General features: G+C 64.5%; 5 protein-coding genes and 2 riboswitches. Of the genes, 4 read left to right on the top strand and 1 reads right to left on the bottom strand.

Annotated features, from left to right (window positions below; all coding sequences use genetic code 11):
* The first annotated feature begins 72 nt into the window (after positions 1 to 72).
* The 4 genes from AC1IN8_RS07490 to AC1IN8_RS07505 all read left to right on the top strand — a co-directional run bounded on the left by AC1IN8_RS07490 (position 73) and on the right by AC1IN8_RS07505 (position 12,574).
* A complete protein-coding gene (locus tag AC1IN8_RS07490; protein WP_479758517.1) occupies positions 73 to 3,546 on the top strand; it encodes a hybrid sensor histidine kinase/response regulator in 3,474 nt (1,157 codons plus the stop codon).
* Positions 3,547 to 3,748: 202 nt separating this feature from the next.
* Positions 3,749 to 3,835, top strand: a riboswitch (cyclic di-GMP riboswitch).
* Positions 3,836 to 3,946: 111 nt separating this feature from the next.
* Positions 3,947 to 6,544: a glycosyl hydrolase family 18 protein gene (locus tag AC1IN8_RS07495; RefSeq protein ID WP_479758518.1), complete on the top strand. Its 2,598-nt coding sequence runs from the start codon at positions 3,947 to 3,949 to the stop codon at positions 6,542 to 6,544.
* 328 nt (positions 6,545 to 6,872) lie between these two features.
* A riboswitch (cyclic di-GMP riboswitch) is annotated at positions 6,873 to 6,958 on the top strand.
* A 370-nt stretch (positions 6,959 to 7,328) separates the two neighbouring features.
* Entirely contained in the window at positions 7,329 to 10,019 is a 2,691-nt protein-coding gene (locus AC1IN8_RS07500; RefSeq protein ID WP_479758519.1) for a PKD domain-containing protein, read from the top strand.
* A gap of 188 nt (positions 10,020 to 10,207) precedes the next feature.
* Complete coding sequence (locus AC1IN8_RS07505; protein ID WP_479758520.1) at positions 10,208 to 12,574, top strand: M66 family metalloprotease; 2,367 nt, start codon at positions 10,208 to 10,210, stop codon at positions 12,572 to 12,574.
* An 89-nt stretch (positions 12,575 to 12,663) separates the two neighbouring features.
* Here AC1IN8_RS07505 and AC1IN8_RS07510 read toward each other — a convergent pair whose 3' ends face one another.
* Positions 12,664 to 13,464 carry a putative RNA methyltransferase gene (locus AC1IN8_RS07510; protein ID WP_202047069.1) on the bottom strand — a complete coding sequence of 267 codons (801 nt, stop codon included), beginning with the start codon at positions 13,462 to 13,464 and terminating at the stop codon, positions 12,664 to 12,666.
* Between the last annotated feature and the right edge of the window lie 81 nt (positions 13,465 to 13,545).

A 13,545-nucleotide genomic window follows, 5' to 3' on the forward strand; every position in this document is an offset into this window, starting at 1 on the left:
TCAATGACGGTTGCCCGTCGGCACGCTGAGCCGGCGCGGCGCTCAACACATCTGAACAAGGGAAGAATGTAGATGCACCAAGGATGGCTGCTGATCGGGTTGTCGCTCGCCTATCTGGGCTTGCTGTTCCTCATCGCCTATGTGGCGGACAAGAGCAAGCGCCGTCGGCTCAAGGGCCAGCCCCTGCTCTACAGCCTGTCGCTCGCCGTCTATTGCACCTCCTGGACCTTCTTCGGCACCGTCGGTCAGGCGAGCGAATCCCCCTGGTCGCCTGTGCCCATCTATCTTGGCCCCATGCTGGTGTTCCTGTTTGGCTGGCGCCTGCTGGCCCGCCTCATCCTGGTGGCCAAGCGCGAGCACATCACCTCCATCGCCGACTTCATCGCCGCCCGCTATGGCAAGTCCCAGCGCCTGGCCATGGTGATCAGCCTGATCGCCGTCATGGGGATACTTCCCTACCTGGTGCTGCAGCTCAAGGCCATCGTCACCGGGCTGGATCTGCTGATGGCCAACTCGGTGCCGGCGGGGCCCACGGGCAACACGGCCGAGCTGGCCCTCGGCGTCGCCCTGTTGCTGGCCCTGTTCAGCATACTGTTCGGCACCCGCAACCTGGACGCCACCGAGCACCATCGCGGCATGGTGGTCGCCATCGCCTTCGAGTCCGTGGTCAAGCTGCTCGCCTTCATGGCGGTGGGGGGCTTCGCGCTCTGGCTCATCATCGCCAGACCGAGCGAGGCCCGCACCCTGGTGGCCGGGGACTTTCTCGATGCGGTGGTGGCGGTGTCACCGGGCAGCCTGCTGGAGCTCGCCATCTATACCCTGGTGGCCATGTGCGCCGTCATCTGCCTGCCGCGCCAGTTCCACGTGACTGTGGTGGAGAACAACCAGGGCCAGGATCTGCACTGGGCGCGCTGGCTGTTCCCGCTCTACCTGTTCCTGATGGGGCTCTTCATCTGGCCGCTGGCGCTGGCGGGTAAGCAGTGGGTGGGGGCAGACATGGCCTCGGACACCTATGTCATCAGCCTGCCCATGTCGCTGGGCTTTGACGGCATGGCGATGCTGGCGTTTCTCGGCGGCACCTCGGCGGCCACCGGCATGGTGATCGTCTGCACCATAGCCCTGGCCATCATGGTCAGCAACGATCTGGTGCTGCCGGTGCTGCTGCGCCGCTTCTGGCAGCAGGGGCGGGATGAGCGGCTGATGCGGCTGCTGCTGCAGGTGCGCCGGGGCGCCATACTGCTGATCCTGCTGGCGGCCTGGGTGCTCTATCTCTGGCTCGGGGATCTCACCAGCCTGTCGCGCATCGGCTATCTGTCGTTCGGCGCCGTGGCCCAGTTCGCCCCTGCCCTGCTGCTCGGGCTCTACTGGCGGCACGGCAACCGCAAGGGGGTCTATCTCGGGCTCGCCCTCGGGGTCAGCCTCTGGTTCGTGACCCTGCTGGCCGAGAGCGGCCTGCTGGCGGGCTCGCCCCTGGAGGCGCTGCTGGCCCCCCCCGACTGGCCCGCCTTCCGCGAGCTGAGCCTGGGGGCCTGGTGCATCTTCCTGAGCCTGTTGCTCAACCTGCTCGGCTACGTGGCGGGATCCCTGCTGTCGCGGGCGGCGGTGAGCGAGCGGCTGCAGGCCGCCAACTTCGTCGGCAAGCCGAGCCGGGATACCACGGCGCTCTACCAGGCGCGGGTCTCGGTCAAGGAGCTGGAGATGCTGGCGGCCCGCTTCGTCGGCTCGAGCCGGGTCAAGCGCGCCTTCGGCCGCTTCGCCGGTGAGCGCGGCGGCACCCTGGCGCCCCAGATGCAGGCGTCGGCCGATCTGATTGCCCACACCGAGCGGTTGCTGGCGGGGGTATTTGGCACCTCCTCCGCCCGGCTGGTGCTGGCCTCTGCCCTGCAGGGGCGCAACATGCAGCTCGAGGAGATAGCCACCATAGTGGACGAGGCCTCGGACGTGTTCCGCTTCAACCGCGGCCTGCTGCAGGGGGCCATAGAGCACATGGGGCAGGGGATCTCTGTGGTGGACAGGGAGCTCAAGCTGGTGGCCTGGAACCGGCGCTACATAGAGCTGTTCCACTATCCGCACGGGCTCATCCAGGTGGGGCGCTCCATCGAGGAGATCATCCGCTACAACGCCGGGCAGGGGCTCTGCGGCCCGGGGGACATAGAGGCCCAGGTGGCGCGCCGGGTCGCCTTCATGAAGCGGGGCAGCCCCCATGTCTCGGCGCGGGAGCGACCGGACGGCCGGGTGATCGAGATGCAGGGCAATCCCATGCCGGCGGGGGGCTTCGTGATGACCTTCACCGACATCACCCCCTTCCGGGCGGCGGAGCGGGTGCTGCGGGAAGCGAACGAGCACCTGGAGGCGAGGGTGGCCGAGCGTACCCACGAACTCTCCGAGCTCAACCGCCAGCTGCTGCTGGTGAACCAGCAGGTGGAGCGGGCGAACCACTCCAAGAGCCGTTTCCTGGCTGCGGTGAGCCACGATCTGACCCAGCCGCTGAACGCGGCCAAGCTGTTTACCTCCTCCCTGCTGGAGATGCTGCCGCAGGGAGGGGAGCAGGCGGCGGAGCAGGTCCGCATCGCCCGCCACATCGACGACGCCCTGGGGGCAACCGAGGATCTCATCACGGATCTGCTGGACATCTCGCGCCTCGAGGCGGGTAAGTTCAAGGCGAAGAAGCTCGATTTCGCCCTGAGCGACGTGCTGGGCAATCTCAAGGCGGAGTTCGGAGTGCTGGCCCAGGCGGGGGAGATCCAGTTCTCCGTGGTGGAGAGCCGCCTCGCGGTCTACAGCGACGTGCGCCTGCTGCGCCGGGTGTTGCAGAACTTCCTCACCAATGCGTTCCGTTACAACCCGGGCGGCCGGGTGCTGCTCGGCTGCCGCCGCCTGGGGGACAAGGTGCGCATCGAGGTGTGGGACAATGGCCCCGGCATTCCGCTGGACAAGCAGGAGGCGATCTTCGACGAGTTCTCCCGCCTCGATCACTCCCGCACCGCCAGGGAGCAGGGACTTGGCCTCGGGCTCGCCATCGCCCGCGGCATCTCCCAGGTGCTGGGACATCAGCTCTCCCTGCGCAGCTGGCCCGGGGCGGGGTCCGTGTTTGCCATCACCCTCAACCTAGCGACCCGGCCCGTGACGCCGAGCCAGCTGGCGCCCCCCGTGGTGCGAGACAGCCAGCTCGAAGGGATCCGGGTGCTCTGCATCGACAACGAGGAGGACATCCTCATCGCCATGGCCTCCCTGCTGGGACGCTGGGGCTGCGAGGTGCGCTGCGCCCAGAGCCTGGAGCAGGCAGAGGAGATCATAGGGGCCGGTTTCCTGCCCCGGCTGGTGCTCTCCGACTACCACCTGGATGACGGCAAGACGGGGCTGCAGGCGCTGCACATGATCCGGCTGGCCCATGGTAACGACATCGGCGGCATCATCATCAGCGCGGATCGCAAGAGCGAGCTGCAGACCCAGATCCGTGAGCACGGCTTTGGCTACGTCAGCAAGCCGGTCAAACCCCTCAAGCTGCGGGCGCTGATGAACAGCCTGCTGCTGCCAATACAGTGACAGCCTTCACACAATCAAGCATTGTTTGGCAAGTTCGGGAACTGTCATCAGGCGCCAGCATCACCGATGTTGGCGCCAGCTTGCCGGCATGTTCGCGAACAATCTGGAAAATGAGTCCTATTCGCTGTCATTTTTACTAGGTAGCGCCTCCTCCGACTCCCTCCTATAGTCATTCGGCGATTATTTTTGTCGCAAATCAAGTTGTGCAAAAAGGCAAACCGAACGAAAGTCCGGGACGCAAAGCCTCCGGTCTAAGGGTCAAAGCACCTAGGATAGCGGGGTCACCACAGGTTGTATCGTCCATGGGCCAAGCCATGGTGGCGATGATGTCTGCGTTACCTGGCAGGTTGCGTTGCCTTTTTCGTTGTTAATTCCAATAACGAAATAAGGAAGTTCAAATATGTTAAGTCCAAAACTTTCCCTGCTGGCGCTCCTGGTCGGGGGATTCTGTGCTACCTCCGCCTTCGCCGCTGCCCCGGGCAAACCCACCATAGGCTCGGGCCCCACCAAGTTCGCCATCGTCGAAGTCAATCAATCCGCCTCGGCCTACAACCAGCTGGTGACAGTCCACAAGGATGGCGCCCCGGTCAGCGTGACCTGGAACCTCTGGTCCGGTGACGTCGGTCAGACCGCCAAGGTGCTGCTCGATGGCCAGGAGGTGTGGTCAGGCCCCGCTTCCGCCGCGGGCACCGCCAACTTCAAGGTGACCAAGGGGGGCCGCTACCAGATGCAGGTGGCCCTGTGCAACGCCGACGGCTGCACCCTCTCCGACAAGAAGGAGCTGATGGTCGCCGATACCGACGGCAGCCACCTGGCACCGCTCAATGCGCCGCTCAAGGAGAACAACAAGCCCTACGCCAACAAGTCCGGCAAGGTGGTGGGGGCCTACTACGTGGAGTGGGGTGTCTACGGCCGCAAGTTCACCGTGGACAAGATCCCGGCCCAGAACCTGACTCATATCCTCTACGGCTTCACCCCCATCTGCGGCGGCAACGGCATCAACGACAGCCTCAAAGAGATCTCCGGCAGCTTCGAGGCGCTGCAGCGCTCCTGTGCCGGTCGTGAGGACTTCAAGGTCTCCATCCACGATCCCTGGGCGGCGATCCAGATGTCCCAGGGTAACCTCAGTGCCTGGGATGAACCCTACAAGGGCAACTTCGGCAACCTGATGGCCCTCAAGCAGGCCCACCCTGACCTCAAGATCCTGCCGTCGGTCGGGGGCTGGACCCTCTCCGACCCCTTCTACTTCCTGGGGGACAAGACCAAGCGAGATACCTTCGTCGCCTCGGTCAAGGAGTTCCTGCAGACCTGGAAATTCTTCGACGGGGTGGACATCGACTGGGAGTTCCCGGGTGGCCAGGGGGCCAACCCCAGCCTGGGCGGTCCGAACGATGGTGCCACCTATGTGGTGCTGATGCAGGAGCTGCGCGCCATGCTCGACGAGCTGGAAGCCGAGACCGGCCGCCAGTATGAGCTCACCTCGGCCATCAGCGCCGGCGGTGACAAGATTGCCAAGGTCGATTATCAGGCTGCCCAGCAGTACATGGACCACATCTTCCTGATGAGCTACGACTTCAGCGGCGCCTTCGACCTGACGAATCTGGCCCACCAGACCAACCTCTTTGCCTCCAGCTGGGATCCGGCCACCAAGTACACCACCGACAAGGGCGTCAAGGCGCTGCTGGGTCAGGGGGTGACACCGGGCAAGATAGTGGTGGGGGCGGCCATGTATGGCCGTGGCTGGACCGGCGTGAAGAACTACCAGGCAGGCAATCCCTTCACCGGCACCGCGACCGGGCCGGTCAGCGGCACCTGGGAAAACGGCGTGGTGGATTATCGCGACATCGTCAACAACCGCATGGGCGCAGGCTGGGAGCAGGGCTATGACGAGTCGGCCGAGGCCCCCTATGTGTTCAAGGCCAGCAGCGGCGATCTCATCAGCTTCGACAACGACCGCTCGGTCAAGGCCAAGGGGCAGTACGTGCTGGCGAACCAGCTCGGCGGCCTGTTCGCCTGGGAGATAGACGCGGACAACGGCGACATCCTCAACGCCATGCACGAGGGGCTGGGCCACGGCGAGGGTAGTCTGCCGCCGGTCAACAAGCCGCCGGTGGCCAATGCCGGCAGCGATCTGAGCGTCACAGGCCCGGCCGAGGTGACCCTCAACGGCAGCGCCTCCCACGATCCGGAAAGCGGCGCGCTGACCTACAGCTGGAAGCAGGTCTCCGGGCCCCAGGCCAGCCTGCTGGATGCCACCCAGGCCAAGGCCCGGGTGGTGCTGGACGCCGCCACTACCGACATCAATCTGGTGTTCGAGCTGACCGTGACCGACGATCAGGGGCTCTCGGCCAAGGATCAGGTGGTGGTGACCAACAAGGCACCGCAGCCGAACCTGCCCCCCGTGGTCAGCGTACCGGCCAGCGCCACCGTCGAGTCCGGCAAGCAGGTGACCATCAAGGCCACGGCGTCCGATCCGAACGGTGATGCCCTGAGCTACCAGTGGAGCCTGCCAGCGGGGCTCACCGCCACCGGTCAGGACAGCGCGACCCTGGTGGTCACGGGCCCGAGCGTCACCAGCGACACTGTCTATGACCTGAGTCTGGTGGTGACCGACGGGGCGCTGGATGCCAGTGCCGGCACCCGCCTGACCGTCAAGCCAGCCAGTACAGGTGGCGGCTGTGAGGCAACCGATCCGGATGCGGCCAACTGGCCGGCCTGGAGTGCCAGCACCGTCTACAACGCCGATACCAAGGTGAGCCACAACCAGCTGGTGTGGCAGGCCAAGTACTGGACCCAGGGCAACGAGCCAAGCCAGAGTGCCGATCAGTGGAAGCTGGTGAGCCAGGTACAGCTCGGCTGGAATGCCGCTGTGGCCTACAACGCCGGTGATCTCACCAACCACAACGGTCGCAAGTGGAAGGCCCAGTACTGGACCAAGGGCGATGAGCCCGGCAAGGCCGCCGTCTGGGTGGATCAGGGGGCAGCCAGCTGCAACTGATGGTCATAAGGAGTGGGGCCTTGGCCCCACTCCTTTTTCCTGTGGCGCTTTGTGGGCTGACCTCGGCCAGGGGCGGATAAGCGGCCAGCCATGGCCATCGGCGCCAGTCTTTCTCGGGAATTAATCATTTCACCCGAAGTTGAAAAAAATATTTTCATCTTGAAAACGCTTTCAATGGAGTGAGTTGGATGGTTGACATCCGCTCTCACGCCGAGCTTAACCCTGCCTTCAGGGATATTTCCTGATAGAACACCCAGTCAGGATCCCGCTCTGCCATTTGCAGTGACTGCGGCTATGGAGAATAATCGCGGCGCACTACTGATTAATTTGTGTATAAGGGCAAACCGGTTGAAAGGCCGGGACGCAAAGCTTCCGGTCTAAGGATCCATGATCTAGGACAGCGGGGCCGCCACAGGTCGTATCGATCCTCTGCCAAGGGGAGATCTTGCACCATCTGCTGGTTACGTCGTCCTTATCGTATTGACTAATAACGAAAAAGGATTATTCGCCATGCAAAGTCCACCCCTCCTTACTGCCGACCTGTCTGGTTGGCTCCCTGCTTGCCTTCCCCCTTCATGTCGCCGCGCCTGGCATACCCTGCCTCGGCTGGGGTGAAACCAACTTCGCCATCACCGGGCTCAACCCGCCCGCTCACGCCCTGCCGCTCAGGGTGATCGCCGTCAGTGGCGGCGGGAGAAGAGGGTTGAACCCTGTGCTCATGTCAACGCAATAACAACGACGTGCCTGCCACCGACGCAGGCGCCAAAAATAGGGACATCACTGAATGCAGATGAAAAAAAACAAGATAAATCTGGCGATGCAGGGGGGCATGCTCGCCCTGCTGGCCGCAGGGGCGGTGCCGCAGGCGCTGGCCCAGCAGAACTCCCTCACCGGGGAGTGGCGCAAGGATCAGATCAAGCCACGCCTCTACAGCCAGGAGGCCTGGGTCGACGGCTTTGCCTTGCAACTGCCGCTCGGGGCGACCTTCGCCCCCCGGATAACGGCCTGGGACGAGAATGATGGGGATCTCAGCGGCCGCATCAAGCAGCTCAGCGGTGTGAACACCCAGCAGGTCGGCAGCTATCTGGCAAAATACGAGGTGCGGGATAACGGCCTGCCCGAGATGGGGGGCTATCAGGGGGTTGGCGCAAGCACCACAACCTTTTCATTGCCCGTCACCGTCTATGATCCCGCCGTGGCGGTGCCGAGTGAGCTCGGTAAGCTGGGTAGCCTCTGGCAGGAGAGCCCAACCACTACAGGTCTCTTGCGTTTTCTCCCCGGCCAGAGCCTGAGCCGAACGATCCGTATCGCCTCAACCGAGCATCCCCTGAGTGGGGACGAGCTGGAGATCACGACCTTCAAGGTGCAGGAGGGGGCCTGGGGCGGCAACAGCCGTCAGTTCAGCCTGCGCCTCACCGACATCGAGAGCGGCGAGCCAGCCTATGAAGGCAGCGTCCTGCTCGTATCAGGCAAGCAGTTGACCCTGCCAGCGCCCATCAAGGTGCGGGCCGATCGGGACTACGAATTCATCCTGACCTATCTGACCGGCCAGTACGAACAGGGTTTTCGCACCAACGAGGAGGGGGAACTCTGGTTGCTGGCAGATGGGCAACAGACGCTCGAGGTGAACCCCTATGCCCAGGTGCTGCCCGACCCTGCCAACCAGCTGGCCTTCGATCCCGGTTTCAACTCTGCCCTGAAACAGAAGCTGCTTAGCAGTCAGGGCGAGTCGGAGGCGCTGCTGATCGCCAAGGTGCCGGGTCCGCAACCGGTGGCGCTCAGCTATCGCATCGCCAATCCCGAACTGGCCAGTCTGCAACTGGTACCGGGAGTGACCCAGGATCGGCTGGTGCTGCAGGGGCTGGCAGAGGGCGAGACCACCCTCGAAATCCTGGCCGATGATCGGCAGGTGGATCAGGTACGACTGTTTGTTACCGCCCCCAAGACGGTCAGCCTCTCCTACAGCTACATCGCCTTCCCCGGTGAGCGTCAGAGCCACCTGTGGGACGACGGTGCCATCATAATGGCGGACATGAGCCGACGTTTTGCCCCCTACAACATCCGCCTCAGCTGGGTGGACAACGGCATCTTGGTGCACGAATGGGACAAGAATGGCGATGGCCAGGCCTACGAACCCAGTACTGTGGAGCTGACGGCGCCGCTGCGGGAGGGCTGGATCCCGAACGCGGAACAGGTCTTCTCCAACATCTATGTGCTGCGCGGCTACAAGGATGAGAGCAGGGCATGCAGCTACCAGGGGAATGGTCTCTCTGTCGGTATGGGAGCCACAGATGGTGCGCCGCGCGCTGGCTATCGATACGCCTGCCCCGGCAATGTCACCGTCCATGGCCAGTCGCTGACCCTGGCCCATGAGCTGGGCCACAACCTGGGGCTGACGCACACGGGAGACGAGCCTTACCGGATGAGCAATATCATGACGGCGGGTCGAGCCGAGGGGGTCTTCTTCGCCCCCCAGTGGCGCACCATGCACCAGACCCTTGAGGCCAGAATAGCGGCCGGTGATGCGGGGGTCAGCGAGGCGAGTGGCGAGCCTGAGTCGCCTCCGCCAGCTACCAACCAGCCCCCCCTGGCCAACGCCGGTGGCGATATGCGTACCACGGGCCCGGCCGAGCTGGTGCTCGATGGTGCCGCCTCCCGGGATCCGGAGAACGGTGCCCTGCGCTACCAATGGCGCCAGGTCGGCGGTCCGCAGGTCTCCCTGAGGGATGCGGAGCAGGCACGAGCCAGGCTGAGTCTGGGCACGGTCGCCCAAGATACCCAGCTGACGTTCGAGCTGACCGTCACCGACGAACAGGGACTCGATGGTTCGGATCGGGTGGCGGTGACCCACCAGGCACCACCGCCCAACCAGCCACCCGTGCTGACCGCGCTGGCTCCCGCCTCGGTGCAGTCGGGCATGCAGGTGAGCTTCACCGCCAGCGCCACCGACCCCGATGGGGATGCGCTCAGCTACCAGTGGACGGTGCCGGCCGGCCTGACCGCCAGCGGCCAGAGCAGCAAGATCCTGGTGGTGACAGGCCCGAACGTGGTGGCCAGCACGGATTACGATCTGACTGTCACCGTGACCGATGGCGCCCAGGATGCCCAGGGCCAGACCCGGCTCACCGTCACCCCGGCAAGCGGTGGTGAATGCGGTGCCACCGATCCGGACGCGGCCTACTGGCCGGCCTGGAGCGCCAGCACCGTCTACAACACCGATACCAAAGTGAGCCACCACCAGCTGGTCTGGCAGGCCAGGTACTGGACCCAGGGCAACGAACCGAGCCAGACGGCGGATCAGTGGAAGCTGGTGAGCCAGGTGCAGCTCGGCTGGCATGCCGCCGTGGCCTACAGCGCCGGTGAGCTCGCCAACCACAAGGGACGCAAGTGGCAGGCCCGCTACTGGACCAAGGGCAACGAGCCCGGCAAGCACGATGTCTGGCTGGATCAGGGGGCCGCCAACTGCAACCTATGACCATCAGGAAGGGGGCCCTGGGGCCCCATTCCTTTTTCCATTCCTGTTTCAGCCTGCGGTGATGCCGCTGTGCGGCAACCAGAACCGATGCTCAGGTCGGGTGGTAGGACCTGGCCCCCGACGCCCATTTTGTAATGATTCCTGCAACAGGGCATGTGGACATGCCCACCACAACGAGAACCATAACAATGACAAAAACACAGTTAGCCAGCCTCATCATGGCCGCTCTGGCGAGCGGCCCCCTGTTGGCTGCCGTTCAGGCTCCCACCTCCTTGCCCTTCAATACCCAACCACCGACCAACGATCTGCAAGGATCGCTGGCGGCGCAGGTTCAATTCGCCCAGAGCCAGATCCTGCCGGCCCATGTCGCCGAAGGGGACAGCCAACCCAGGCTGACCGCCCTGCGCAAGAGCCTGCTGCTGGTCAGGCCGCTGCAAGCCGAGGCCGTCGTGCCCATGACGGTGACGGCGCGAGATGGCGCCGGGCAGACCCTCGGGACGCTCGGCCTCAACCCGCCCGAGCAGCTGCCAAAGACGGCCTATTACCTCGATGGTTCGCCGGAAGAGGGGGTCGACTTCACCCCGGCGGCGGGAACCACCAATGTCATCAGCAGCAGTGCCGAGCTGGCCCGGCTGGATGATGCCACGGCGAGCTTGCTGCGGGATCGCCTGGGACAGCACGCCCTGGTGGAGGTGAAGACCGCCGATGGCCGATGGGTCAGGGATATCTATCTGCCGGAGGGGATCGCCCTGGAAGGCAAGATGGTGCGTGCAAGTTCCAATGCCGGTTACAACTCGACGGTGCGCTACAGCGGCCGCCAGGTGACGCTCTCCCGCGGTCAGACCCTGCAGTTCAAGTTCGTCGGGGGTCAGTGGATCCGTGACGGGGAGCTCGAGAACAACGGCATCCGCTATGCGACCGACGCCTGGAGCGCCGTGCTGCCGGCGGAGTGGATCCGGCCAGGTCTGAGCCTACAGTTCAATCAGGGAAGCCTCGGCGGCGAGCTCACGGATCTCGCCATCGGTGCCCCGAGCGAGCTGCTCATCCACACCATAGACCTTGGCATGCTGACCACCCCCCGGGATCAGTTTGTCTTCGCCAGGGATCCCGAAGCCCATCGCGAGTACTTCCAGACGGTGCCGACCAGCCGGCTGATCGTCAGCCAGTATGCTCCCCTGTCGCTGCCGGAGGTGATGCTGCCAAACGGCACCCTGCTCACCGACTTCGATCCCGGCCAGGGGGGCTGGCACGAGGGCACCATGCGCCAGCGCATCGGCAAGGAGCTGATCTCCCACGGGATAGACAATGCGAACTACGGCATCAACAGCACTGCCGGCGAGGGGGAGAGCAGCCATCCCTATGTGGTGGCCCAGCTGGCGGCCCACAACAGCCGTGGCAAGTACGCCAACGGCATCCAGGTGCACGGCGGGTCGGGCGGGGGCGGCATAGTCACCCTCGACAGCTCCCTTGGCAACGAGTTCAGCCACGAGGTGGGCCACAACTATGGTCTCGGCCACTATGTTGGCGGCTTCCAGGGCTCGGTGCACCGCAGCGCCGAGGCGGTCAATTCGAGCTGGGGCTGGGACGGGGATCGCAATCGCTTCATTCCCAACTTCGGCGCCAGCCGCAGCGGCCAGAGCGCCTGTCTCGACGGCCAGTGCCAGGCGCCTTTCGAGGGCCACCCGTTCGGTTTCGATGCCATGGCGGGCGGCTCGCCCTTCTCCGGCTTCAACCGCTTCACCCTCTACACCCCGAACTCGGCCGCCATCATCCAGCGCTTCCTCGAGAGCAAGGCGGTGTTCGATGGCGCTTCCCCGACTGGATTCAGCAAGTGGGATGCCGCCACCGCCACCATGGTGCCCTACCAGCACAGGGTGGAGCAGCTGGAGCAGATAAATGCGCCCATCAAGGATCTGGGCGAGGCGACGCTGGCGGCCCTGCTGGCGGAGTATGATCTGGTCAAGGTAGCCATGTGGGACGGCAACTGGACGCGCAACATCCAGGCGCCCCCTGCCGGAGCCGGGAATGCGGGGCGCATCCTGACCGTGGAGCACGGTGCCGGCTACAACAGCATCCTCTTCATCAACGGCCAGCAGATCACCGTCTCCCGTGGTTTCAAGAAGAGCTACACCTCGGACGGCAGCCGCTGGCACGAAGGGCCTGTGGTGGATACTCGGGTGGCACGCAAGCCGCAGGTATTCGGGGTGCCGGTGACGACCCTGGTGGGCTATTACGATCCTCGCGGGCTGTTGCCGAGCTACCTCTATCCGGCCCTGCACGGTGCTTACGGCTTCGGCTATGGGGATGACGGCGAGCGGATCGGGGCGGGGGATTGCCAGCTGCAGGTGGAGACCCGGGAGGGCTTGCTGCACTTCCGGCTGGCCAATCACCGGCTCAATGCCGGCGTGATGAACAAGTTCCATGTCAATGTGCCCACGGCCAGCGAGCCACGGGGCGCCGCCGTGATCTGCGCCGCCGGGACCCAGGCTCAGAGGGCCATCTCGGCGCCGGCAGTGGATCTCTCCTTCACCGTCAACGGGCGCCCGCTAGAGTAAGGGGGTCGCGCCTTCATTGCCGGGGGAGAGCACATCGCCATTGGCGAAGAAGCAAAAAAAAGGCCCGTATGGGCCTTTTTTCATGGGGATCAGAGGGGCTTTTGCCACAGGCTCAACAGCAGATCCTGTTCCAGCTCGTCCGGCCCCTGGTGGGTGAAGGCGTGACGCTGTTCACCGCCGGCACGCCAGCCGAGGCGACTGGTTTCCAGCACATGGGCGCGCAGAGCCTGATCCATGGTCATGGAGAACTGGCAGCGTTGCCGCTCAACGGGGACTAGTCCGGCCAGGGCTGGCCAGCTGAGGGGGTGCTCCATGCTCACCGGGTTGAGGCTGACCCTCAGCTGCCACTGGTGGCGCGGGCCGGGTTGCAGGTGGAGCAGGTAGCCACCCGGGGTCAGCAGGCTGACCAGCAGCTCTGTCTTGATCTTGAGGTCGTTGACCAGCAGCACTTGGGCGGAGCCTGCCAGCAGCGGTGCCTTGGCCGGATCGGCGATGACGAAATGGCCGTCGGGTTGTGCCTTGTTGGCGGCGAAGATGGCGTTCTTGGCCAGATCGAAGCCGCCAAATTGCCAGCCCGGCAGGCGCTCTGCCAGGGCGCGGCAGTAGTACCCCTCACCACAGCCGAGGTGGATCAGCTCGCGCTCGCCGAGTGGCGCCAGCAGGGCCGCCATGGCCTCCACCAGGGGCAGCTGGTGTCCCTGCTCCAGGAAACGGCGCTTGGCACGCAGCAGGGCCCGACTGTCGCTGTCCTTGGGATCCTTCTTGCCCGGGATGAGATCCAGATAACCTTCCGGGGCCGGATCGAAATGGTGCTTGTTGTCGCAATAGACCCCGCGGGAGGCTTCATGAAGATGCAGGGGGCTGCGGCACAGGGGACATTGAAGATGCATACACACTCGCTTGGTTGAGGCCGGGGAAGGGCGTGCGGGATTATAGGGGAGGAGATCAGAAAAGGCTGCCGTGGCAGCCTT

Source organism: Aeromonas sp. 130281, assembly GCF_056642115.1.